Origin of the sequence: Klebsiella ornithinolytica (genome assembly GCF_030505655.1) — a bacterium.
GTDB lineage: Bacteria > Pseudomonadota > Gammaproteobacteria > Enterobacterales > Enterobacteriaceae > Klebsiella > Klebsiella ornithinolytica.
In genome coordinates, this window is record NZ_CP130153.1 from 2,332,531 (window position 1) to 2,355,735 (window position 23,205).

Here is a 23,205-nt window from a genome sequence, read left to right on the forward strand (position 1 = left end):
GAATTTGAGGCAGAAAGTTGTCGAAATGAGTCGACTGTCACAGAACGCGCCTTTTACGTCGCGACAGGTCAGGATTAAACAACGGATGAGGAAGAGAAGGTTCTCATAATGATAGGAATGAAATCATTATGAATCGCCACATGATTCTGCGCGGCATTTCACTGGAGGTCCCCGGTCGGCGCTGGGAAGGGTGTTTCTTTGAGGCGCTTCTCAAAAATGAACCTGCTACGCGGCAGAACATAAAAAGCGCCTGATTATTGCATCGTGACCCTTGTCATTTTCATAATAATAAAAGGGACGCAAATGAATAGATTTATCGTTGCCGATGCCGCCAGCTGCATTGGCTGCCATGCCTGTGAGATAGCCTGCGTGACTGCGCATCATCAGGATGTCTGGCCGCAGCAGCGTCGTCATTTTCTTCCGCGCATCCACATTGTCTTCCACCGTAATGAGAGTCGTGCCGCTACCTGTCATCACTGTAACGATGCGCCCTGCGTAACCTCATGCCCGACGCAGGCGCTCTATTTGGCTAAAGACAGTATTCAGCTCAGACAGGCGCAGTGCATCGGCTGTAAAAACTGTGTGATAGCCTGCCCGTTTGGCGCCATCGAAATGACCTCGGTGGCAGCGGATGCGCCGCAGCTGGCGCAGAAGTGCGATTTGTGCAGCGAACATGCCTCGGGTCAGCAGGCCTGCGTGGCAGCCTGCCCGACCCAGGCGTTGAAGCTGATGGATGAGGCCGGTATCAACCGGCTGCGCCGCGAACGACAGATTCGTGCGGCCCAGGGGCTGGCGGTGCAGCCTCGTCAGAGGACGCGACGCGAAGCGTTCCTCGATAAATTACCGCGCGTCGGGGCGAAGAAGATCGCTGCCGAAACGCGAAAGACCCATTTTGCCGAAATCTACCACGGGCTTGAGGCCTGCGATGCGGAATACGAAAGTGAACGCTGCCTCTATTGCGCCCAGAAAGCCTGGTGCAACTGGACCTGTCCGCTGCATAACCACATTCCGGATTTTATTCGCCTTGTCAATAAGGGCAATGTCATCGAAGCGGCGGAGCTGTGTCATCAAAGCAGCTCTTTGCCGGAAATTTGCGGCCGGGTTTGTCCGCAGGATCGTCTATGCGAGGGGGCCTGCACACTGAAAAATGAAGGCGGCTCGGTCACCATTGGCAACCTTGAGCGTTATATCACCGACAGCGCGCTGGCGATGGGCTGGCGACCGAGCGTGGGGCATGTCGTGCCGCGTAAGGAGCGGGTGGCGGTCATTGGCGCCGGTCCGGCAGGCCTGGGCTGCGCTGATATTCTGGCACGCGCGGGGGTACAGGTGGCGGTGTTCGACAGGCATCCTGAAATCGGCGGCCTACTCACCTTTGGTATACCGCCCTTCAAGCTCGATAAAAGCATCCTGCGGGTCAGAAGGGAGATCTTCAGTGAGATGGGGATTACTTTTCACCTTAATCATGAAGTGGGGCGCGATGTGGCGTTCAACGACCTGGTTGCCGGTTATGACGCCGTTTTTCTTGGCGTGGGTACCTACGGCCTGATGGCGGCGGGACTGGAAGGGGAAGACGCAGCGGGCGTGATTCAGGCGCTGCCGTTTTTGATTGCCAGCACGCGTGAAGTGATGGGGCTTGAGGAGAGTCCGGAATATCCGCTGACCGAGATTAAAGGTAAACGCGTAGTGGTGCTCGGGGGCGGCGATACGGCGATGGACTGCCTGCGTACGGCGGTCCGTCGCGGCGCAGCCAGCGTAACCTGCGCCTACCGGCGGGATGAACTGAGCATGCCGGGTTCGAAAAAAGAGGTGGTGAACGCTCGTGAAGAAGGGGTGGAGTTTCAGTTCAACGTTCAGCCGCAGTATATTCTGCGTAACCGCAAAGGCCAGGTCAGCGCGGTTGGGATGATCCGCACCGAAATGGGTGAACCCGGCGCGGACGGGCGTCGTCGTCCGCAGCCGATTGTCGGCTCAGAGTTTGAGCTCCCGGCCGATGTGCTGATCATGGCGTTTGGCTTCCAGGCACATGATATGCCCTGGCTACGTGGGCACGGGATCCAACTCGATCGCTGGGGGCAGATTCGTACCGGTGGTAAAGGTCGCGGCACGACGCAAACCGACAATGACAAAATTTTTGCCGGCGGGGATGCGGTGCATGGCGCCGATTTGGTGGTTACAGCGATGGTGGCCGGGCGCCAGGCGGCTCACGAGATGCTGGATCTGTTCAGGAACAAGGAGGGGATATGACCAGCTTTATCGTCGCCAGTCCACAGGCCTGCATTGGCTGCCGGACCTGTGAAGTCGCCTGCGCCCTGTCGCATATAGCTGAAGGGGCGGAGTTTCATCCGCGCCTGAAGGTGATGCGTCTCGCTAATCTCAGCGTACCGGTGATGTGTCATCAATGTGAAAACGCGCCCTGCGTGTCTGCCTGTCCGGTTGGCGCGTTAACGATGGGAACCGAGCGGGTTGAAGCCGATGCCGCACGTTGTATCGGCTGCCAGGGGTGCGTGGTAGCCTGTCCTTTTGGGGCAATAACGATTGTGGCCACGGCGGCACATCCGCCGGTGGTGGTGAAGTGCGATCTGTGCGTGGCGCGTGAACAGGGGCCCGCCTGCGTTGATGTTTGCCCGACGGCTGCGCTCAGGGTGATGAGCGCTGAGGCGCTGGCGGCGTTGCAAAAACAGCGTAACGTCGCCACCGCCAGTCTGTTGACGCTGTAGATTTGCTGCAAAAAAAGAACCCGGCGCAGAGACCGGGTTCTTTTTCCTGCCAGAGGCGTCAGGCCAGGGCATCCATTCGCTTCCACATCTTCGCCGCAACCTTTCTGGCTTCGGCAAACACCGGTTCGCAGTCAAAGGTAAACTGACGGTCCTCGTAAACCATGACCCCGTTGACCATGACGCTATGCACGTTGCTGCTCCCCATCCCGAAGGCAATGTGGCCGGCAATATTTTCAGCGATAAACGGCGTGGGCGAGGCGTAATCGCTGATGGTCAGGTCGGCCTTGTAACCGGCTTCAACACGACCAAACTGTGCATTAAAGTTACGACTGAGCAGTTCGTTACCATTGCTCAATGCACGGGCAAAGCTATCCGGCCACAGCGGCCCGCCGGCATCACGGTGCTTGAAGAAGGCAAACTTAAGCTCCTCAAACATATCAGAACCTATACCGTCGGTCCCGAGCGCCAGGTTACGGAACGTCGCCAGACGCTGGTTATAGCCCACATGATTGTTCATGTTAGAACGGGCATTATGTACCAGGAACCCGTCATGCGCATTCAGCAGCTCAATATCCCTGACCGAAAGATACAGCCCGTGGGCGATCAGCGTTTTGCTGTCGAGCAGATCGAAATCAGCCAGCCTGACCAGCAGGTCTTTTGCATAATGATGGTGGCTATGGGAGACATCGTAGCGGTCTTCCGCGGCGTGAATATGCAGCCCGCGGCCGGTTGTCTTCAGGGCCTCGGAGAGCATACTCAGGCCCTCATCCGGGACAGTGAACGGCGCGTGAGCGCCGATATGGGCCTCCACCAGATACGGGGTATCGCCTTTTTCCTTTGCACTATCTATTTCGCGAGCAAAGCGAATGTTTTCCTCAACGCCAGCCCGTAACTCTTTGACGCCACCGTTGCGATCCGTGGTTTCGAAGCAGGTCATTCCGCGTAGCCCCACCTTCAGAAAGGCCTGACGCAGTTGACTAAGCGACCCGGCAATATAATCCGGAGAGGCGTGGTGGTCGATAACCGCGGTACAGCCGCAGCGAATGGCCTCCAGCGAGCAGATGAGTCCGCTGTAGTACAGCGACTCTTCATCCAGCGCCCGGTCGAGCCGCCACCACAGGTTTTTCAGCGTCGAGATAAAGTCCGGACAGGGGGCGATGTTGGCCTGGATACCGCGTGATAAGCCGGAATAGAAATGGTTGTGGGAACATACGTTGCCAGGCATGACCAGGCGGCCCCGCATTTCTTTGATGCTGGCCAGCGGATAGCGCCGACACTGGTCCGCACCAACATCGATAATCGTCTCATTTTCGATAACGATATCGACATTTTCCACGACTTTTGCCGGGTAAAGTTGCACGACAGTCGCATTTTTTAGAATCAGGATACTCATACTTCGACGCCTCCCAGCAGATAGCGATGGTGGAGATGAACATGGCTGATAATGCGGCACATGTCGGTAAGCGGTGGCGGTACGTCGTTAAGCTGACCGCGTTCGTCGATATTCAGCAGCCAGATCCGATCGTTTTGTCGTACGTGAACCTGGTTCGCTTCGACAAGAAAACCCGGGTTGGTGCTGTTGCCGAAATCCTCGGCCAGGCTAAAGATGGTGATTTTGTCTTTGTATGGTTTGCCCTGCCACGGGCAGAACTGGGCGCAGTTACCGCATTCGTTGCAGAAGGCGTCAAGGTGCAAGGTCTGGTAGCGATTCTGGAACCCAGGTACGGCGATTGAGACGTTGGCGCGGTTTGGACAGACATCCACGCACTTGCTGCAGATGTAGTTGCACTCAAGGCAACGGGAGGCCTCCTGGGCCACGAATGCATCGCGATCGTCTTTGTTTACCCTTGCCACGGCAATGGTTCCCTTACGGCGGTAGACTTCCGCCGGATTGACGTTATTCCAGCGTTTATCACCATGGTGACTGAGGATATTCTCGCGGGCCAGAATCGTATCCGTGGCCCGGCGGGCATTGCCGATTGCGGAAACAATGGAAGAGGGGCCGCGCTGCACATCGCCGATCAGGAAGACGTTGGCCTTACCGGTTTCCCCATTGAGATCGACAACCGGCCAGCCATGTTCATTGAGCGGAATACCCATCGCCGCGAGGGCATCGTGATCCTGCTGCTCGCCGATGGCGGTTATCAGGGTATCGACCTGCAGCGTGCAGGTCTCGGCGGTTTGTACCGGGCGGCGGCGGCCCTTTTCATCGGCTTCGCCGAGAGTCATAACGCGCAGCGTCAAGGTGCCATCGGCGTTAAACTCTTCCGGGTTGTTCAGAAAACGGAACTGAACGCCATCAGCAACGGCTTCTTCATACTCCTCACGCCACGCCGGCATCTCCTGTTGTGAACGGCGATAAACGATGGTGGCCTTCTCCACGCCGGGGACGCGCAGGGCCGCGCGGGCGCAGTCCATTGCGGTATTGCCTGCACCAATAATGGCCACATGTTTCCCCAGCTTCAGGTTGTCGCCGCGGTTATACTCCCGCAAAAACTGGAGTGATTTTAGTACGTTAAGGTTATCACCGCGTAGCGGGACGCCGCTGTTCTTATCGGTACCGGTTCCCACCAGAACGTAGTGGAATCCTTCCTGCTGCAGCTTTTCAACGCTCAGATGCGGATCGCAGCCGTAAACCAGATTCACCCCATGCCGGGTCACGAAATCAATATCATGTTCGATCAGCTCTGCGGGAATACGGAATTGTGGGATGATATTGCGTACCACGCCACCGGCGTTGGCTTCGCGCTCAAAAAGCGTCACCGGATGCCCGGCGCGGGCGAGAAAATATCCGGCGGCCAGTCCTGCCGGACCTGCGCCAATCACGGCTACCGGATGTCTGGTGCCGGAACCTGCGGGTTTATGCCAGCGCTGCTGGTATTCATCCCAGCCTTTCTCAAGGGCGATTTTTTTCAATTCACGAATGTTAAGTGCGCTGTCGTAGTCCAGGCGAGTACAGTTGTACTGACACTGATGATCGCAGATATGACCGGTAATGGCCGGTAGGGCATTGCGCTGGTAAATCAGCTCCAGCGCGTCGGCATAACGCTGTTCGCCCATCAGACGAATATATTCCGGGATATCCTGCTTAATGGCGCAGGCGGTAACGCAGGGGGCGACGTAGCAGTCGGTGAGGGGCAGTTGCTCGCCGACATCAATACGGTCATCGGGTTTCCAGTGTTTCTGGGTGTACGCCATGCTGACGGCTTTTTCTGCCAGCGCATTCAATCGTGCGACGTCCACCCGGGTCATCTTCCAGCCGTCAGACTGCTCAAGTTCGCGCATACATTCGCTAAGCCGCAGGTAGCCTCCCGGTTTCAGCAGGTCCGTCGCCATGGTGATTGGATGTATTCCTGTTGCAAAAATTTCGCGCATATTGAGCTGGCTGGCGCCTCCGGAATAGGAGATTGGCAGCTTGCCGTCAAAAGCGCGGGAAAGAAGAGCTGCAACATTGATGGACAGCGGGAACAGCGCGCGACCGGACATATACATCTCATCTCCCGGCAGCGCGCCTTTGTTGTTGACGGTGCCGAGGGTATTGGTGAGCTTCACACCGAAGCCGAGATGCCTCTCTTTTGCCAGTTGCATCAGGCGTTCCAGCATTTCTAATGCCCGATCGATTTTCAGATCGTGGTCAAAGGACTCTTCATTGAGGGCGATATAGCCGAAGCCGCAGGTATCAAGAATTTCGCGTACCCGCGAATAGCCGAGAAGCGTCGGGTTGAGTTTGACGAAGGTATTGAGGTTTTTCTCTTCCAGCATATAGCGACAAATGGCTTCAATTTCGTCCGGCGGACAGCCATGCATCGTCGACAGCGTCACGCCGTGTACCAGGGTGGCGGGGATCCGGTGTGCCAGCGTGTCGAGCCGTGGACGGATATCATCGAACCGGAAGCGGAGAAGGAACTTGTCGTCATGTAGCCAGCGGTCGAGAATATCGCGATAGCGGGAAAATTCGGGTTGCTTGCTGGCGTTCATCATGCAGTTGATGAACTGCTGCATCGGCGGCTGCTTGATACCGTCCAGGTTATAACCCACGCTCATATTGAAAATAAATGATTTGCCGCCCTTCATCGGCGTGAGCGGGAAAATCTCTTCCAGCAGGTGCAGAATAAACCAGGCTTTCAGGTACTCATCAGCAGCCTTTTTCAGGGTAAATTCGGTCGACCATTCAGTATTAAAACATTCATCTTCGGCGTCGATACACGGTTTTTCCAGCTCAAGCCGATCGAGGATCTGCACGGTTTTCAGTTCGATAAACCGACCGCCGGTTAACCAGGAGGTGATAATATTTTGCGCCAGCTGGGTATGCGGTCCGGCGGCAGGTCCAACCGGGGTTGCACAACTCTCGCCGAACACGGTGAGTCGATTTGGGTTTGCCGGCGAGTAAAATTGCTGTTCAGGAATACCAAATATCGAGCGATGGTTTTGGTATTCATCAAAGATACGCGTCAATAATGCCTCAAACGGGACGGGACGCATGATATCTCCCATAACCCTCTCCTTAGATTAATCGGTGAACGAATATTATCGGGAAAGCGATCTTTCCGACGAATTGGGAGAGGTGGAGCAACAATCACACCAGTTATTTAGCCATTAAGCTAAGCGGGTGCGAATCTGTGAGAGAGATCTAAAGTTAACGACGCTTTATGAAATACATCACGTTACGCTAATGCGAATTAAAATCACTCACCAAAATGAGCTGTGTTTATTTCTCAAAATCAACGCTTATCTATCACAATGATAATTTACGTTATCGCGATAAGCGCGCCTCATGAGGTGCGATGGCATCGCGACGAGAAACGCGGGCTATTCTGCAGGCGAATAAAATCGGCAGGGGTATCAATATCAAAAATAATTTCCGGATATTCCAGTTCCAGTCGTTGATGCCGACCGCTGAGCAGAGCTTTGCGGACAGATGAACCGTCAGATCGGTTCAGCCGCTGTTGCAAATAGCGGCTGGCAACGAGGATGGGATGGCCCGGTATTCCTTGATAATGCGGAAGGAGCGAACCGTTATAGCGCAACGGCCACATGGTGCGGAACACATCAGACGTGATACAAGGCAGATCGCCGTGGGTGATAAAGCAGTATTCGCTTGTCACGGCGCGGGCCCCGCAAATCACGGATGAGAACAACCCATGTTGATAATCCGCATTATGGGCCAGCGTTATCCTGGGATTGTTGCTATACCGTGTCTGCAGTTCCTGCGCGTGAAAACCCGTCACCAGAATAATACGTGAGCAAAATTGCAGGGCATTTTTAATACTTGCATCAAGTATTGTTCCCTCTTGCCAGGGTAACATCATTTTCCATTGCCCCATTCGGGAGGACAACCCGGCGGCGGTAATAATGCAGTCGATCGGCTTCATAGCTCTCTTTAAATAATGGAAATGAACCTGATTAATGGAAAATATACCGCAAGATGACGCCTTGTTTTGTGATTTGGGTGCGTCTGCCAGCCCGTTACTTATTTCCACCGTCGGCGCTGGCGGCAAAACCAGTACGTTGTTGTGGCTGGCTGAATTATTTGTCCGGGCTGGACGACGGGTCCTGTTGACCACCACCACGCATATGTATCTACCGGCGCAGATGCCGGTTGTTATCTGTCGCGATCCGCGGTGGCTGTCGCCAGTCGTCTGGCAACAGCCGCTGCTGGCCTGTTTTTCCGCATGGCTGCCGCAGGCTGGAAAAGTAAAGGGTTTTACCGGCGAGCAACTCGATGGACTGGTGGCGCAGGCTGACGTCGACGTGGTGCTGGTAGAAGCCGACGGCGCTCACGGTTTTGCACTCAAAGCGCCAAACGAGCATGAACCTTGCATCCCTGATTCAAGTCGCTGCGTCATTGCCGTGACGGGAGGCGGGTTGATTGGGCAATGTATTGGTCCTGGGACGGTTCATCGCTGGCCGTTTTTTTCCCGAATAACCGCCGCCGTACCGGGTGACAGGCTGAGCTGGCCGATGCTGCATCGTTTCATTCAGCATCCTGAAGGGGCCTTTAAAGATACGCCGACGGGTGTCCGGCGCATCTGGTTACTTAATCAGCTTTCTCAAAATGATAATTTGCTGACAGCCGACCTGCTGACCGATGGCGATGTTGATGCCATCTGGGCGGGATCCGTTCAGGCGCGTCCGGCAATCACGCGCAGACGAGTGAGAGAGTGAGAGAGTGAGAGAGTGAGATCCACTCTGGGGTGAAAAGGGATAGCCATCGAGGTTGTTATGAATATTTTCTCAGAAGCTGCAAGACTCGAAGAACAGAATCGCCCGTTTGCGCTGGCGCAGATTGTTGACAGCAGAGGCTCAACGCCCAGGCACTCGGCGCAGATGTTGATCCGCGCTGACGGGACCATTGCGGGAACTATAGGCGGCGGGATGGTGGAGCGAAAAGTGATTGATGAGGCACTGGTGGCGCTGGGTGAGAAGGCGTCGAGAATGTTTCACGGCAGGATGGCGCGCAACGGGGCCGATGCCGTTGGTTCTGACTGCGGAGGCGCGATGTCGGTTTATATCAGCGTGCATGGCCTGCGGCCGCGCCTGGTGCTGATTGGCGGCGGACACGTCAACCGCGCAATTGCGCAAATTGCGGCGCTGGTGGGGTTCGAAATCGCCGTTGCCGATATCTATCGGGAGAGCCTCAATCCTGATTTTTTCCCTCCGTCGACCCAGCTGCTGCATGCCGAAACCTTTGGTTCCGCGTTAGAAAAGCTGGACATTCGCCCGGACAACTTTGTTCTCATCGCCACCAACAATAAAGATCGCGAAGCGCTGGATCGGCTGATTACCCAGCCAGTGGCCTGGCTTGGCCTGTTGGCCAGCCGCCGTAAGGTTCAGGTTTTTTTACGTCAACTGCGTGAAAACGGGGTTGCGGAAGAACACATTGCGCGTCTGCATGCGCCGGTGGGCTATAACATTGGCGCAGAGACGCCAAACGAGATTGCTATCAGCGTCCTGGCGGAGATCCTGCAGGTGAAAAATCAGGCCGCTGGTGGCCTGATGATGGCGGTGGATCATCCCTCACAGCATCTGCGGGTCGTGATTCGCGGTGCCGGAGATATTGCTACCGGGGTGGCGCTGCGGCTCTGGCATGCCGGATTTAAGGTGATCATGCTCGAGGTTGAAAAACCGACGGCGATCCGCCGCAGCGTGGCCTTTGCCCAGGCGATATTCGACGGTGAGGTGACGGTAGAGGGCGTTGTCGCCCGGCGCGCAGCGTCGGTACATGAGGCTATTCGTATCGTCGAAAATGGGGCCATCCCGCTTCTGGTCGATCCAGTGTGCCACTCCCTACACGACCTGAGGCCCGCCTGCGTGGTGGATGCGATTCTGGCGAAGGAAAACTTCGGTACTCATTGCGGGCTGGCACCGGCGGTGATCGCGCTTGGCCCCGGTTTCTGTGCTGGAAAAGATTGCCACGCGGTAATTGAAACCCATCGGGGCCACTGGTTAGGTCAGGTGATTTACCACGGCTGCGCTCAGGCAAATACCGGGATCCCGGGCAATATTCAGGGCCACACGTCGCTGAGGGTAATCCGCGCTCCGGTGGCCGGCGTGCTACAGGGGCGGGTGCGGCTGGGAGATATTGTCAACGAAGGGGAGACGATCGCCACCATCGGTGACCGGGAGATTCTGGCCCCGCTGGGCGGGATGGTGCGTGGGTTATTAAACGATGGCCTGGTGGTTAACAGCGGTTTCAAAATCGGTGATATCGATCCGCGCGGCGCAGACGCCGATTATACCAGCGTATCGGATAAGGCCAGAGCGATTGGCGGTGGCGTGCTTGAAGCGCTAATGACGCTAATGCATCGAGGTGTTAAGGCGAAGGAAGCGGTGTTAACGGTCGCCTGAGCCTGATATCCCGTGGGCTGGTCCTGTAAAAATCGCCCGGAACATCACCGGGCGTATCGAGGGTTACTGGTTTTCTCAGACCCTGTTTAACCCGCTATCACGGTTCCGGTTTTGCCTTCAATTCCTTCTTGAGCCTTGCTCAGAACCGTAATCAGTGCTTGACGTCCGGGACGGGAACGCGCGAACGAGGCGGCAGCCTCGACTTTCGGTAACATCGAACCTTTCGCGAAATGGCCTTCGCGAATATAGCGTTCGGCATCGCTGAGCGTGAGCCTGTCCAGCCACTGCTCATCCGCTTTGCCGAAGTTGATGGCGACTTTCTCCACCGCGGTCAGGATAATCAGCATATCGGCGTCAATCATCGCTGCCAGTTTCGCGCTGGCCCAGTCTTTATCAATCACCGCGCTGGCACCCCGCAGGTGGTGGCCTTCACGAATGACGGGGATACCGCCGCCGCCTACGGTAATCACCACATGACCCGCTTCCATCATCGCTTTCACCGTCTCTTTTTCGATGATATCCACCGGTTGTGGCGATGCGACAACGCGGCGGTAGCCGCGGCCGGCATCCTCTTTCATGGTGTACCCCTGGCGGGTCAGCTGCCTGGCGTCTTCTTCGCTAAAAAAGGAGCCGATAGGTTTGGTTGGATGTTTAAATGCGGGGTCGTTGGCGTCCACTTCGACCTGGGTAATCAGCGTTGCCACGGGCACGGTCATTCCTCGGGAAAGGAGTGCTTCACGGAGTGCGTTTTGTAAGTCGTAGCCAATGTAGCCCTGGCTCAGGGCGACGCAGACCGACATTGGCAGCATGGGCGTGTGCGCTTCCGTTTTAGCAGCGGCTTCAAAAGCGAGGTTAATCATCCCCACCTGCGGACCATTTCCGTGAGTCACCACCACCTGGTGTCCCTGCGCAATCAGGTCAACGATGGCCTGCGCGGTTTGTTTAACGGCCTGCATTTGCCCGGCCAGGTCGTCCCCTAAGGCATTTCCGCCAAGGGCGAGAACAATTTTCTTACTCATTCATTCCTCACTTTAGGGTGCATTTCCGCTTACGGGAGCGTTAGCGATTGAAAAGGGATGGCGGCGCAGGAAACGCCCCTGGCCTGCGGTGCCGGTAAAGTGACCGTTATCGAAGATCACTCTGCCGTGAGACAAGGTCTGGCGAATAGCGCCCTGACAGATAAACCCCTCCCACGGGGAATAGTCAGCGTTGTCATGCAGCATTTCATGACGAATGGTGGTAGTCCGACGCGGATCGATGATCGCCACATCGCCATCGGCGCCGGGTGCCAGCAGCCCTTTTTTCGGCCACAGACCGAACAGTTTTGCCGGCGTCGCGCTGGTGAGAGCCACGAAACGTTCCGCCGAAATGCGTCCGGTCATCACCCCGTGGGAGAACAGGAGCAGCAAACGATTTTCGACTCCCGGCAGACCGTTCGGACAGCGGCTGAAATCGCCACCGGAAAGCTGCTGGCGTTGGGCCATGGAGAAAGCACAGTGATCGGTGGCGACAACATCAATCGCGCCATCGCTGATGCCGCACCACAGGGCATCGTTATGCCTGGCATTACGCAGCGGTGGACTGAGCAGAAACTGCAGGGCATCTTCACGCTCATAGCAGCGTTCGTCGAGCAGCAGATACTGTGGGCAGGTTTCTACCCATACCGGCTGATGGCGGGCCTGGGCGAGACGTAGATAGTCCAGACCCAGACTATTGGAGAGATGCACAATGTATAGCGGTGCATTGCCGGCAAGCTGTGCCAGATTGATCATCCGCGCGATGGCTTCGGCTTCGCACTCAAACGGGCGACTTAAAGCGTGATAGCGCGGGGCGGTCTTACCGGCGGCAAGAAACTCAGCGCGCTTTTGCGCGATAGCGGCATCATTTTCCGGATGGACGGTCGTTAATGCCCCGGCACGCTGTAGATGACGCATCGCCTGCAGCACCTCGTCATCATTGAGTTTGTACTGGTAGGTCAGGTAGAGCTTAAAGCTACTGATCCCCGCCTCGACCATCATCGGGATCTCATCAAGAATCGCGTGATTTATATGCTGGATAACGCCATGAAAACTGTAGTCAATCACCGCTTTATAAGCGGCATATCCGTGGTAGGCCTCCAGCTGGTGGCGTAACCGACAGCCGGCAGGGCCAAAGCCCATATGATCGATGATGGTTGTTGTACCGCCACACGCGGCGGCGCGGGTACCGGTAAAAAAATCATCACAGCTGCGGGCGAGTCCGGTATCAATATTAAAGTGGGTATGAACATCGATGCCGCCGGGCATCACGTAGCAACCTTCGGCATCAATAGTGTCGCAAGGTTGGTCAGGCGTTATCTGGGGGGCCAGGCGGCTGACCAGACCGTTTTCAATGAGCAGATCCTGTTTAGCCCGGCCGTCGGCATTGACGACGATGCCATTTTTAATCAGTACGCGCATAAACACTCCAGACTCCCGTCGCGAAGCGACGGGAGGGGTTGCAGTCAATGATTATTCAGTGGCCAGCCAGCTAAGCGGAATGGCGGCATACATCGCGGCACAGGTCACCAGATGGGATTTCCAGGTCTTCTCATTAGGCGCATGGGCTTCCGGTTCTTTACCTGGCCCAAAACCGATGACCGGAATGCCGTGACGGCCCATGATGGAAACGCCGTTGGTCGAGAAGGTCCATTTATCAACGACCGGCGCTTTACCAAACAGCCCTTCATAGGCATTGCTTAGCGCACGGACGGTGAAGTGGTTTTCTTCCACTTTCCAGGTCGGGAAATAGCACTCGGTCGGGTAGACCAGCCCGGTCCAGGACGGACGGTCATAGTTGTACATCGACACCACCGCGCCGGCATTTTGTACGGCGGGCAGGGCGCGAATTTCAGCCAGAGCGCCTTCCCAGGTTTCCCCCCAGGTCAGGCGCCGGTCGATGGAGACTGCGCAGCTGTCGGCAACGGCGCAGCGGCTTGGCGAGGTGAAGAAAATTTCGGAAACGGTCAGGGTGCCTTTGCCCAGGAACTCATCATTGCCCAGTTTGTGCGAGAGTTCCTGCAGTTCATTGAGGATTGGTCCCATTTTGAAAATCGCGTTATCGCCGCGTTCCGGCGCGGAACCGTGGCAACTGATGCCCTGGACATCAACGCGAATTTCCATACGCCCGCGCTGACCGCGGTAGATCTGACAATCCGTTGGTTCGGTGCTGACAACAAACTCCGGGCGAATACCTGACTGCTCGATGATGTACTGCCAGCACAGCCCATCGCAATCTTCTTCCTGAACGGTGCCGGTGACCAGCAGGGTGTACTCATCTTCCAGTCCGAGGTCTTTGATAATTTTACCGGCGTAGACCATGGAGGCCATTCCCCCCTCCTGGTCAGACGTTCCACGACCGCCGATTAACTCATCGGTCTCCATGCCTTCATAGGGATCGAAATTCCAGTTCTTGATGTTGCCGATGCCGACGGTATCGATATGTGCGTCCATCGCGACGAGACGCGGGCCATGGCCGATATAACCAAGAACGTTGCCCATCGGGTCGATGACCACTTTGTCGAAGCCGACCTTTTCCATCTCTTCTTTAATGCGATGGACAACGCGTTTTTCATCACAGCTTTCGCTAGGTATTGCCACCATGTCCCGTAGAAAACGGGTCATGTCCTGCTGGTAGTGGTTTGCTTTTTCAAGAATAAGTTTGAAGGGAATGTGCTTGGCCATGAATCAGTTCTCCAGTTTTTGTTTCCCGCTCAGCGGGATGAATTTGTCAGTGTTCTGAGGAATTATTGGGCTGCCGGATATTTACCTTCCCAGACGACTTCCCGGTAGTGCTCCACATCGGTATCGCCTTCAGTACTGATAACCAGCACCACGGAGCGGCTATCCAGTCCGAGCTTATTCATCAGCGCTTCGCGCTGTGGATGGAAATGTACGGCGGAGAGAATGCCCAGACCGACAGCGCCAGACTCTCCGGAAATCACCCGCGGATCGGTACCGAGAGGATTACCCAGTACGCGCATCCCGAGCGCGGCTACGGCATCCTGACAGGAGATAAACTGGGTGGCGCAGTTGCGCAGAATGTCCCAGCCCAGCGGATTGGGTTCGCCGCAGGCCAGGCCTGCCATAATCGTGGCCATGCTGCCGCCAACGTTGACGATTTGACCTTTGACGCCTGAACGGTAGAGACAATCCGCCAGCTCTGGCTCAACGATAACCGAATGCAGATCGCGTGCGCCGAAGACGTCCACCAGATAACCGAGCACGCCGCCGGCCATCGCGCCGACGCCAGCCTGCAGGAAAACGTGGGTCGGACGAGCAATGCCCATTGCCGCCATCTGCTCTACCGCTTCATCGGCGAGGGTGGCGTAACCTTGCATAATCCAGGTCGGGATTTTGGTATAACCTTCCCAGGCGGTGTCTTGTACCACTTCCCAGCCGTTTTGCCGGGCGGTTTGCATCGTGAAGCGTACGGTATCGTCATAGTTCATCTCGGTGACGATACACCTGGCGCCAAGCCGCAGGATGGCATCAACGCGCTCCTGGGCAGAACCTTTGGGCATATAGATGACGGCATTCTGTCCCAGCTGCTGTGCCGCCCACGCCACGCCGCGTCCGTGGTTACCGTCGGTGGTGGTGGCAAAGGTCATCTTTTCTTTGATGCTGGATTTGAAGGTTGCGAAGGAAAATGCGTTGATATCCAGGTGATATTTTTCGCACAGCAGCTGTGCGATAGCGTAGGCGCCGCCCAGCATTTTGAATGCGTTCAGACCGAAACGCTGCGACTCGTCTTTGACCAGAATCGTACTTACGCCGAACAGAGCAGCCAGCGATTTGAGGGCATACAGCGGCGTCGGTTTATATCCGACGATTTTTTGATGAAAATGTCGTGCCTGTTGCGCCTGCTGGCGCGAAAACAGCGGGGATGTTTCGCCGGTAAAAAAACGGTTTTCGGCAATATCCATTTTCAGTGAGAAAGCAGACATACTCTGTCCTTATCCATCATGCGGAGAGTGTGATGCTGGCCTGCAGGCCAGCCTGATAGGTTACTTGACGCGTTTTTGTGCTTCGTTGAGCAATTGCTCCAGCAGCTGGCCAGGTCTGGCGTATTTGCGGCACAAAATCATGGCGGCGATGATGTATGGCTTCCAGCTGGCTTCTTTGTAGGTGGCGATACGGTATTTTTCGAAGACCGCTTCGGTGACTTCCCCCTCGTCGCAGGAGACGCCGGTGATGTCGGCAGGCAGACAGTGCATATATAGCGCCTCGCCGTTTTTAGTCTGCGCCATCATCTCTTCAGTACAGTGCCAGTCTTTATGGTTGGCGTTTTGCGCCAGGCAGGCCTGCTCCAGCGCTTTTAACCCATCATGATCGTTAGCGCGCAGCAGTTCGGTGCGTTTTTCCATCACCTTATAAGGTGCCCAGGACTTCGGATATACAATGTCCGCATCCTTAAACGCTTCTGCCATATCGGTGACCTGACGGAAGCGGCCGCCAGAAGCTTCGGCGTTGTTTTTCGCCACGTCGATGACGTCCGGAATCAGATCGTAGCCTTCCGGGTGTGCCAGAGTGACGTCCATACCAAAGCGGGTCATCAGACCGATAATTCCCTGAGGCACCGAGAGAGGTTTGCCGTAACTTGGCGAGTAGGCCCAGGTCATGGCGATTTTTTTACCTTTCAGGTTTTCCAGCGATCCAAAATGTTCGCGCAGCCAGGCAAGATCGGCCATTGCCTGCGTCGGGTGGTCGATATCGCACTGCAGGTTAATGAGGGCCGGGCGCTGCGGCAGTACGCCCTGTTGGAATCCGTCGTCCAGCGCGTCGCCGACTTCGCGCATGTAGGCATTGCCGGCGCCAAGATACATGTCGTCGCGAATACCGATAACGTCGGCACAAAATGAGATCATGTTGGCGGTTTCGCGAACGGTTTCGCCGTGGGCAATTTGTGATTTGCCTTCATCAAGGTCCTGCTGCGCGAGACCTAACAAATTCAGCGCTGAGGCATAGGAGAAACGAGTGCGGGTTGAGTTATCGCGAAAAACGGAAATTCCCAGCCCGCTATTAAAGGCCTGGGTGGCAATATTCTCTGCACGCAGCGTCTTTAAGGCTTCGGCAACATCCAGCACCTGTTTCAGCTCATCCGGAGACTGTTCCCACGTCAGCAGGAAGTCTTTATCGTGAAGGTTGGAGTTGAGGTGGTTGATATCCTTAATCAGTTCGTTAACAGTTTTCATTTTTAGGTCCTGGTAGTGAATGACGAGCTTAATGATTGCTGTGCGGTCGGGAGCGGCGAGCGTGAAGTGGCGACGGCCAGCGCTGTATATTCACTAACAATAACTGTGCCAGTTCCTGATAAAGAGTCTGACGTAGAGATAAATGGCTGTGATTATGCGATGACGATCACGTAAACATCGGTGCTCGAGGGGGTGAGGTAAATAAGATTCATTTTCGTTATGCCGGCTGCAATTCGGTTTCTTTTATTCAGCGGCCGCAGAACGGGGAAGAAAAGACAGCTTCATCGTCAAATTGATAAAAAACCGCTGCGAATTCTCATATTGATATGAAAATGTGATATCGCCTCCATATTTCCGTCAAAGAGTGAAAAGGGGATTTTATCTGCATCAATTCCGTTCAACCCTGGAGTAGTATCATCGGGAAAGAATAAAAATAGTTTTCGGTTAGTGAGAGTAAGGGTTCATTATGATTTCCTCTAACACCTTATCCGTATTGATGCAAATTCAACCTACAATTCAACGGTTTGCTCGTATGCTCTCCAGCGTGCTTCAGCTTGAGGTCGAGATTGTCGATAACACACTCTGTCGCGTCGCCGGAACAGGCGCGTACGGGAGATTGCTGGGAAAAAAGTTGAATGAAGATTCGCGACTTTTGCGTTACATAATAGAAACAAAAAAAGACAAAGTTGTTACCCATTCTCGTTTTGATCCTCTTTGTAAAGGATGTGCCAGTAAGGAAAGTTGCAAAGAAAAAGCGTTTCTTGGCACTCCTGTTATTTATCAGGGACAGTGTGTGGGCGTTATTAGCCTTATTGCGTTAACCCGCGAGCAGCAGGAGCGAATTAAAGATAATCTTCACGAATTCTCCGATTACGTTCGCCATGTCTCATCAATATTCGTTTCGCGGCTGCTGGAGGGGCAGGGCAGTAGCGATAATATTCAAAAAATATTTTTGACCATGATTGAGAATATGGATCAGGGGGTGCTGGTGGTCAGCCTCGATCAAAAGATAAAATTTGCCAACCAGACGGCATTAAAGATTCTTGGTGTAAATCAGGGAAATATGGTCGGCAAAACGATTAATTTTCGTCCGTTAACCTTTGAGCATAATTTTGTGCGCGGCCATATGCAGCATGTGATCTCCTTTGATGACAAGAAAGAACTTATTATCGGGCAGCTGCATGCTGTTCAGGATCAGTGGCTATTCTTAATGGCTTTTCATCAATCGCACGCCACGACGGATTTCAGTGCGGCGCAGGACGAGCCGCAGATTGAGCAGCTGATTGGCGAATGTCGCCCGATGCGTCAGTTGAAAAAACTGATAAGCCGCATAGCGCGTGGTCCGTCCAGCGTGATGGTTGCTGGCGAAAGCGGGACCGGAAAAGAGGTTGTCGCCCGCGCCATTCATAAGCTGAGCGACCGACAGGCAAAGCCGTTTATTGCCATCAACTGTGCGGCTATCCCCGAACAGCTGCTGGAGAGCGAGCTGTTCGGTTACGTAAAAGGGGCATTTACCGGCGCGTCGGCCAACGGTAAACCCGGGCTGATACAGGCGGCGAATCACGGTACGCTGTTTCTCGATGAGATTGGCGATATGCCCCTTACGCTGCAGGCAAAGCTGCTGAGAGCAATTGAGTCGCGTGAGATCCAGCCGGTAGGGGCCAGTCACCCGGTTCCGGTCGATATCCGCATTATTTCCGCCACCAACCAAAACCTGGCGCAGTTTATCGCCGAGGGTAAATTTCGTGAGGACCTCTATTACCGGCTTAACGTGATTCCGTTAAGGTTACCGCCGCTACGCGAGCGGCAGGATGACATCGAGTTGCTCATTCACCATTTCCTGCAGCTGCATACCCGCCGTCTTGAGCTGGTCTATCCCGGCGTCTCTCCCGAGGTCATCGGTTTGCTTAAGCGCTATCATTGGCCTGGCAATATCCGCGAGCTGAGCAATTTGATGGAGTACCTGGTCAACGTTGTGCCATCGGGTGAGGTGATTGATGCGTCATTGCTTCCGCCAAACTTAATCTGCAGCGGTAAAACCACCGGGCGGGACGCCAGCCTGCCTGGCGAGATGGCGGAGGTTAAAGAGGAAGAAGGGAGCACGGCGCTGGAAGCGATGGAAAAACAGATGATTCGCGACGCTTTGACTCGCTACAGCAATAAGAAACAGGCGGCGGATGAGCTGGGAATTGGCATTGCCACGCTGTATCGCAAAATTAAAAAGTACGAGCTGATTGGCATCTGATTCTTGAACGGACAAGGATAGCCCTTATGCTAAACGTATGGCGGAGCGGCGGCGGGTTATCACTCTGAGAGCGGTAATTATCAAAATCATCTCTTCCTGACTCAGGCTTGAGGTTTGACGCATTCACTGCTGCCGGTAAAGCTATCGCTTCTGTCTATGAGACCAACAGCAGGCAGTGCTTGCTCGCTTCAGTCTGCATTTTTGTCTATTTTTTAACCAGGTGGCGTCATTATTGCTTTGTAACCCTGTCTTCGGCTGCTGAGGTAGCCGGTTAGCAAACATGATAAGGACAGGATTATGGCGCAACTAAATGAGAATACACCTCCCTTAGCCGTATCACCGATAACACCATTTTTTGCTAAGTCTCGCATCATTGCTCGCCCCGGATTTAACCGTTGGCTGGTCCCACCGGCGGCGTTAGCCGTGCATTTATGCATCGGCATGGCTTACGGTTTTTCCGTCTTCTGGTTGCCAATGTCGCAGTTAATTGGCGGTACACACCCCCTGCAGTGTCCGGCTGAGATGTCATTCTGGCAGCAGCTATTTACCCGAGAATGTGACTGGAAAATTTCGCTGCTGGGTTGGACCTATACCTTGTTTTTTGTTTTCCTTGGCTGCGCCGCGGCACTCTGGGGAAGCTGGCTGGAAAAAGTCGGTCCGCGACTGGTGAGTCTCGTCGCGACGCTGTGCTGGTGCGGCGGGTTGCTGCTCTCCGCTCTCGCCATTTACAGTCATCAACTGTGGCTACTCTGGCTGGGAGCCGGAGTGATTGGTGGTATTGGCCTGGGACTGGGCTACATATCGCCGGTTTCTACGTTACTGCGCTGGTTCCCGGACAAGCGCGGGATGGCTGCTGGCATGGCGATCATGGGCTTCGGCGGCGGGGCACTGGTCGGCGCGCCGTTAGCAAACTGGCTGATGAACTTTTTTGCCGGCCCGCAAGGAAACGGCGTCTGGCAGAGTATCCTGGCGCTGGCGGGGATCTACTCGCTGTTTATGTTGTGCGGTACGTTTGGCTACCGTTTGCCGCCGATGGGCTGGCATCCCTCGGGGGAGAAAGCGCAAAAGGTGATGCGTAATCATTCCACCATACAGGTGCATGTCAGCGTGGCGTGGCGAACGCCCCAGTTCTGGCTGCTGTGGCTGGTGTTGTGGTTGAATGTCACCGCCGGTATCGGCATTTTGGGTATGGCATCACCCATGCTGCAGGAGATTTTTGCCGGAAAGCTACTCTCGCAGGACCTGAGCTGGAATGAATTAAGTGGCGAACAGCTGAAGCGGATTGCGACGATGGCCGCCGGATTCACCGGCCTGCTCAGTTTGTTTAATATTCTGGGGCGTTTCTTCTGGGCTTCGGTGTCGGATCTGTGCGGCAGAAAGACCACCTTTGCCTTAATTTTTTTGCTGGGGGCGTTGTTATACGGGACGTTGCCGCTGACCAATCACGGTGGCTATGTGGCGCTTTTCGTCTGCGCGCTGTGCGTCATTATTTCGATGTATGGCGGCGGCTTTGCCACCATTCCGGCTTATCTGGCCGATGTATTTGGTTCTCAGATGGTCGGAGCGATTCACGGTCGTCTGTTGACCGCCTGGTCCGCTGCCGGCATTAGCGGCCCGGTGCTGGTGAATTACCTGCGAGAATATCAGCTGGCGCAGGGCATCGCCCCGGCACGGATCTATGATATTACGCTGCTGGTCTTGACGGTATTACTGGTTATGGGTTTCATCTGCAACCAGCTTGTGCGCCCGATTGCGGAAAAATATGCCATGACCGCCGAACAGCAGCAGCAGGCTAAGGGCATGTATACCATTAATGCCAACGCGCAATTGACATGGGAGGCCCGTCCCTCCGTTGTGCTGCTAACGTTAAGCTGGTTTGCTGTGGGGCTACCGCTGCTGTGGGGAATAGGCACGACGATGCAACAGGCAATAAAATTCTTCATCTAGCGAGGAGGTAGTGCACGTACCGACTGAACGCAACCGTTGCGCTGTCTGAGGCGTGAGATCCCTTGTATTTTGTCACAGCCCCGCAGAAACGATCGGGGCTGCAACATATAGATTCCATTTGAATAACGATTCCTATTCTCTGCTGCGGTGATACACTGACAAACTGTGATCTTTGTCATACCGTAATTCATACCGAGAAAAGAGACACTGCTATGCAACATATCATTGAGGGTTTCCTCAACTTCCAGAAAGAGATCTTCCCGCAGCGTAAAGAGCTCTTCCGTAGCCTGGCCTCCAGCCAGAATCCCAAAGCGCTGTTTATCTCCTGTTCTGACAGCCGCCTGGTACCGGAACTGGTGACCCAGCAGGAACCTGGACAGCTCTTTGTCATTCGTAACGCGGGGAATATCGTGCCCTCATTCGGACCAGAGCCGGGCGGCGTGTCCGCGACTATCGAATATGCCGTTGTTGCCCTGGGCGTCACCGATATTGTCATCTGTGGCCATTCCAACTGCGGCGCGATGACTGCGGTTGCGACCTGCCAGTGTCTGGATCCGATGCCGGCAGTGGCGCATTGGCTGCGCTATGCCGATGCCGCAAAAGCGGTGGTCGAAAAAGGCACCTGGAACAGTGAAATCGATAAAGTGAATGCGATGGTGCGGGAAAACGTTATCGCACAGCTGAACAACATCAAAACTCACCCGTCGGTTGCCGTCGGTCTGCGTGATAAGGCGCTGCGCCTGCACGGCTGGGTTTACGATATCGAAAGCGGGGCGATTGGCGCGCTGGATAAGAACACCAAAACCTTTGTATCGCTGTCGGAGAACCCGGCCGTCTACTTCGAGTAATTTCTCTCTTCAGGGCAGGGAAGCCCTGTATCTCAGTGTACCGTTTTTGACTCGTCCTCCCGTTCTTATTCCTGTTCTCCCCTCTGTGGCTTTCCTGTCATCTTTGGAATCACCGGCCGTCGCCGCGCATCTGCCATACTCATGACTGCTTTACCATCGTGCAGGAGGGGAATAATGATTAAGCTGTGTAAAACGTGCGGCACGTCGTATGACGAAAGAAGTACACCCATCTTACGCTGCAAGATTTGTAACGATGAACGCCAGTATGTCCCGGTCAGCGGACAGGCGTGGGTAGCCTTCGAGGATCTCATCAGCCATCATACCAACGCCTGGCAACAGCATGACAACACCTTGTTTAGCCTTAAAACCGTTCCCCGGTTCGCTATTAACCAACGCGCGTTTCTGCTCAGAACGCCGCAGGGCAATATTCTGTGGGATTGCATTGCCAATCTCGATGCCGCCACGATGGCGTTGATAGCTGCGCTTGGCGGTATTGATGCCATCGCGATTTCCCATCCTCATTACTACACCACCATGCAGGATTGGGCGGCCGCCTTTGACGCGCCAGTCTATCTGCATGCCAGCGACAGTGAGTGGATCGTGCGCGATAGCCCGGCGATTCGTCTGTGGCAAGGCGATGCGTTTGAGCTATGGCCCTCGGTGCAGCTGTTGCGACTGGGCGGCCACTTCGGCGGGGGAACCGTTCTACACTGGCGCGAGGGCGATGGCACGCTGCTGGTGGGCGACATCCTGCAGGTGACTCCCGGTGCGGATGCGGTCTCTTTTATGTGGAGCTACCCGAATATGCTGCCGCTGCCCGCGTCGGTCATTGAAAACATCATGCAGCGCCTGGCCGGCGTGCGGTTTGCCAGACTGTACGGAGCCTTCGCCGGGCAAAATATGCTGAACAACGCGCATGAAAGGGTACAGCGTTCCGCACGAAAATATCTCGCCTGCCTGCGTGGATGACGCCTGTTAATCGCGATGAGAGGCCCTTTTGCACAGGCCGCTCATCGCCGCCCATTGCCGAAAAGGGCCGCTACCACACCCCGTCGCCGTCATCCGAACACCAGACCTGGCCTGAGGCGAAGGAGCAGGCGCAAATCTTTTCACTGGTGAAAACTTGTCCTGGCAACCAGGCTTTATAAGGCCGGTTGAGGAACCTGCACAGGACTTTTTCCTGCGCCGGCTTATCAGCCACCGCAATCATCCACGTCGCGACCGGAGGTATACATGAGACGATTGATGGCAAATGACACCGCAAAGCGCGGGAGTCGCCCGGCAAAAGACGACCCGCGCGAACAGGGGGAAATACCGCGTAAACGCGATGATAGCGAGGACCATAAGAAAGATCCTTTTCACCCGGATCCCGGGCAGCGCTAAGATTGA

Annotated in this window: 17 protein-coding genes; 9 read left to right on the plus strand and 8 right to left on the minus strand. The window is 55.1% G+C overall.

Annotated elements, in window-relative coordinates; translation table 11 throughout:
* Nucleotides 1-303: 303 nt before the first annotated feature.
* Nucleotides 304-2,244 (plus strand): formate-dependent uric acid utilization protein YgfT, encoded by a 1,941-nt coding sequence (gene ygfT, locus Q1L34_RS10895; RefSeq protein ID WP_015584175.1) that lies wholly within the window; start codon nt 304-306, stop codon nt 2,242-2,244.
* A complete protein-coding gene (locus tag Q1L34_RS10900) occupies nt 2,241-2,717 on the plus strand; it encodes a 4Fe-4S dicluster domain-containing protein (protein ID WP_048025211.1) in 477 nt (158 codons plus the stop codon). Before ygfT ends, Q1L34_RS10900 begins: the two co-directional genes overlap by 4 nt.
* Before the next feature lie 58 nt (nt 2,718-2,775).
* On the opposite strand, the gene ssnA is transcribed toward Q1L34_RS10900, so the two are convergent.
* From ssnA to Q1L34_RS10915, 3 genes are all read right to left on the minus strand, one after another.
* Nucleotides 2,776-4,110 carry a putative aminohydrolase SsnA gene (ssnA, locus tag Q1L34_RS10905; RefSeq protein ID WP_128321164.1) on the minus strand — a complete coding sequence of 445 codons (1,335 nt, stop codon included), beginning with the start codon at nt 4,108-4,110 and terminating at the stop codon, nt 2,776-2,778.
* Nucleotides 4,107-7,211, minus strand: coding sequence for a putative selenate reductase subunit YgfK (ygfK, locus tag Q1L34_RS10910; protein ID WP_327204501.1), 3,105 nt, complete (start codon nt 7,209-7,211; stop codon nt 4,107-4,109). The genes ssnA and ygfK overlap by 4 nt, the downstream gene beginning before the upstream one ends.
* A gap of 278 nt (nt 7,212-7,489) precedes the next feature.
* Nucleotides 7,490-8,089 carry an NTP transferase domain-containing protein gene (locus Q1L34_RS10915; protein WP_327204502.1) on the minus strand — a complete coding sequence of 200 codons (600 nt, stop codon included), beginning with the start codon at nt 8,087-8,089 and terminating at the stop codon, nt 7,490-7,492.
* Between the two features lie 34 nt (nt 8,090-8,123).
* On the opposite strand from Q1L34_RS10915, the gene yqeC reads away from it, so the two are divergent.
* Nucleotides 8,124-8,882 carry a selenium cofactor biosynthesis protein YqeC gene (gene yqeC, locus Q1L34_RS10920; RefSeq protein WP_327204503.1) on the plus strand — a complete coding sequence of 253 codons (759 nt, stop codon included), beginning with the start codon at nt 8,124-8,126 and terminating at the stop codon, nt 8,880-8,882.
* Nucleotides 8,883-8,939: 57 nt separating this feature from the next.
* A complete protein-coding gene (yqeB, locus tag Q1L34_RS10925; protein WP_044349858.1) occupies nt 8,940-10,565 on the plus strand; it encodes a selenium-dependent molybdenum cofactor biosynthesis protein YqeB in 1,626 nt (541 codons plus the stop codon).
* Nucleotides 10,566-10,651: 86 nt separating this feature from the next.
* Here yqeB and arcC read toward each other — a convergent pair whose 3' ends face one another.
* The 5 genes from arcC to ygeW form a co-directional block, all read right to left on the minus strand.
* Complete coding sequence (arcC, locus tag Q1L34_RS10930) at nt 10,652-11,584, minus strand: carbamate kinase (RefSeq protein ID WP_004862832.1); 933 nt, start codon at nt 11,582-11,584, stop codon at nt 10,652-10,654.
* 12 nt (nt 11,585-11,596) lie between these two features.
* Nucleotides 11,597-13,003: a dihydropyrimidinase gene (gene hydA / locus Q1L34_RS10935; RefSeq protein WP_004862828.1), complete on the minus strand. Its 1,407-nt coding sequence runs from the start codon at nt 13,001-13,003 to the stop codon at nt 11,597-11,599.
* Nucleotides 13,004-13,054: 51 nt separating this feature from the next.
* Nucleotides 13,055-14,266 (minus strand): YgeY family selenium metabolism-linked hydrolase, encoded by a 1,212-nt coding sequence (locus Q1L34_RS10940; RefSeq protein ID WP_004862825.1) that lies wholly within the window; start codon nt 14,264-14,266, stop codon nt 13,055-13,057.
* A gap of 62 nt (nt 14,267-14,328) precedes the next feature.
* Nucleotides 14,329-15,528 (minus strand): diaminopropionate ammonia-lyase, encoded by a 1,200-nt coding sequence (dpaL, locus tag Q1L34_RS10945; protein WP_004862823.1) that lies wholly within the window; start codon nt 15,526-15,528, stop codon nt 14,329-14,331.
* A gap of 60 nt (nt 15,529-15,588) precedes the next feature.
* Nucleotides 15,589-16,776, minus strand: coding sequence for a knotted carbamoyltransferase YgeW (gene ygeW / locus Q1L34_RS10950; RefSeq protein ID WP_004862818.1), 1,188 nt, complete (start codon nt 16,774-16,776; stop codon nt 15,589-15,591).
* Nucleotides 16,777-17,242: 466 nt separating this feature from the next.
* Between ygeW and Q1L34_RS10955 the strand changes: the two genes are divergently transcribed.
* The 5 genes from Q1L34_RS10955 to Q1L34_RS10975 all read left to right on the plus strand — a co-directional run bounded on the left by Q1L34_RS10955 (nt 17,243) and on the right by Q1L34_RS10975 (nt 23,199).
* A complete protein-coding gene (locus tag Q1L34_RS10955; RefSeq protein WP_015584180.1) occupies nt 17,243-19,021 on the plus strand; it encodes a sigma-54 interaction domain-containing protein in 1,779 nt (592 codons plus the stop codon).
* Between the two features lie 297 nt (nt 19,022-19,318).
* Nucleotides 19,319-20,968 (plus strand): OFA family MFS transporter, encoded by a 1,650-nt coding sequence (locus tag Q1L34_RS10960; protein ID WP_032716412.1) that lies wholly within the window; start codon nt 19,319-19,321, stop codon nt 20,966-20,968.
* Nucleotides 20,969-21,180: 212 nt separating this feature from the next.
* Nucleotides 21,181-21,816, plus strand: a complete 636-nt coding sequence (locus tag Q1L34_RS10965) for a carbonic anhydrase (RefSeq protein ID WP_004862810.1) — start codon at nt 21,181-21,183, stop codon at nt 21,814-21,816.
* 174 nt (nt 21,817-21,990) lie between these two features.
* Nucleotides 21,991-22,785 carry an MBL fold metallo-hydrolase gene (locus Q1L34_RS10970; RefSeq protein ID WP_327204504.1) on the plus strand — a complete coding sequence of 265 codons (795 nt, stop codon included), beginning with the start codon at nt 21,991-21,993 and terminating at the stop codon, nt 22,783-22,785.
* Nucleotides 22,786-23,061: 276 nt separating this feature from the next.
* Nucleotides 23,062-23,199, plus strand: coding sequence for a hypothetical protein (locus tag Q1L34_RS10975; RefSeq protein ID WP_327204505.1), 138 nt, complete (start codon nt 23,062-23,064; stop codon nt 23,197-23,199).
* Nucleotides 23,200-23,205: the final 6 nt, after the last annotated feature.

What these genes read in the sequence shown, in the direction of transcription:
- ygfT (WP_015584175.1), top strand. Translation starts at nt 304, where the DNA reads ATGAATAGATTTATCGTTGCCGATGCCGCCAGCTGCATTGGCTGCCAT.
- Q1L34_RS10900 (WP_048025211.1), top strand. Translation starts at nt 2,241, where the DNA reads ATGACCAGCTTTATCGTCGCCAGTCCACAGGCCTGCATTGGCTGCCGG.
- ssnA (WP_128321164.1), bottom strand. Translation starts at nt 4,110, where the DNA reads ATGAGTATCCTGATTCTAAAAAATGCGACTGTCGTGCAACTTTACCCG.
- ygfK (WP_327204501.1), bottom strand. Translation starts at nt 7,211, where the DNA reads ATGGGAGATATCATGCGTCCCGTCCCGTTTGAGGCATTATTGACGCGT.
- Q1L34_RS10915 (WP_327204502.1), bottom strand. Translation starts at nt 8,089, where the DNA reads ATGAAGCCGATCGACTGCATTATTACCGCCGCCGGGTTGTCCTCCCGA.
- yqeC (WP_327204503.1), top strand. Translation starts at nt 8,124, where the DNA reads ATGGAAAATATACCGCAAGATGACGCCTTGTTTTGTGATTTGGGTGCG.
- yqeB (WP_044349858.1), top strand. Translation starts at nt 8,940, where the DNA reads ATGAATATTTTCTCAGAAGCTGCAAGACTCGAAGAACAGAATCGCCCG.
- arcC (WP_004862832.1), bottom strand. Translation starts at nt 11,584, where the DNA reads ATGAGTAAGAAAATTGTTCTCGCCCTTGGCGGAAATGCCTTAGGGGAC.
- hydA (WP_004862828.1), bottom strand. Translation starts at nt 13,003, where the DNA reads ATGCGCGTACTGATTAAAAATGGCATCGTCGTCAATGCCGACGGCCGG.
- Q1L34_RS10940 (WP_004862825.1), bottom strand. Translation starts at nt 14,266, where the DNA reads ATGGCCAAGCACATTCCCTTCAAACTTATTCTTGAAAAAGCAAACCAC.
- dpaL (WP_004862823.1), bottom strand. Translation starts at nt 15,528, where the DNA reads ATGTCTGCTTTCTCACTGAAAATGGATATTGCCGAAAACCGTTTTTTT.
- ygeW (WP_004862818.1), bottom strand. Translation starts at nt 16,776, where the DNA reads ATGAAAACTGTTAACGAACTGATTAAGGATATCAACCACCTCAACTCC.
- Q1L34_RS10955 (WP_015584180.1), top strand. Translation starts at nt 17,243, where the DNA reads ATGATTTCCTCTAACACCTTATCCGTATTGATGCAAATTCAACCTACA.
- Q1L34_RS10960 (WP_032716412.1), top strand. Translation starts at nt 19,319, where the DNA reads ATGGCGCAACTAAATGAGAATACACCTCCCTTAGCCGTATCACCGATA.
- Q1L34_RS10965 (WP_004862810.1), top strand. Translation starts at nt 21,181, where the DNA reads ATGCAACATATCATTGAGGGTTTCCTCAACTTCCAGAAAGAGATCTTC.
- Q1L34_RS10970 (WP_327204504.1), top strand. Translation starts at nt 21,991, where the DNA reads ATGATTAAGCTGTGTAAAACGTGCGGCACGTCGTATGACGAAAGAAGT.
- Q1L34_RS10975 (WP_327204505.1), top strand. Translation starts at nt 23,062, where the DNA reads ATGGCAAATGACACCGCAAAGCGCGGGAGTCGCCCGGCAAAAGACGAC.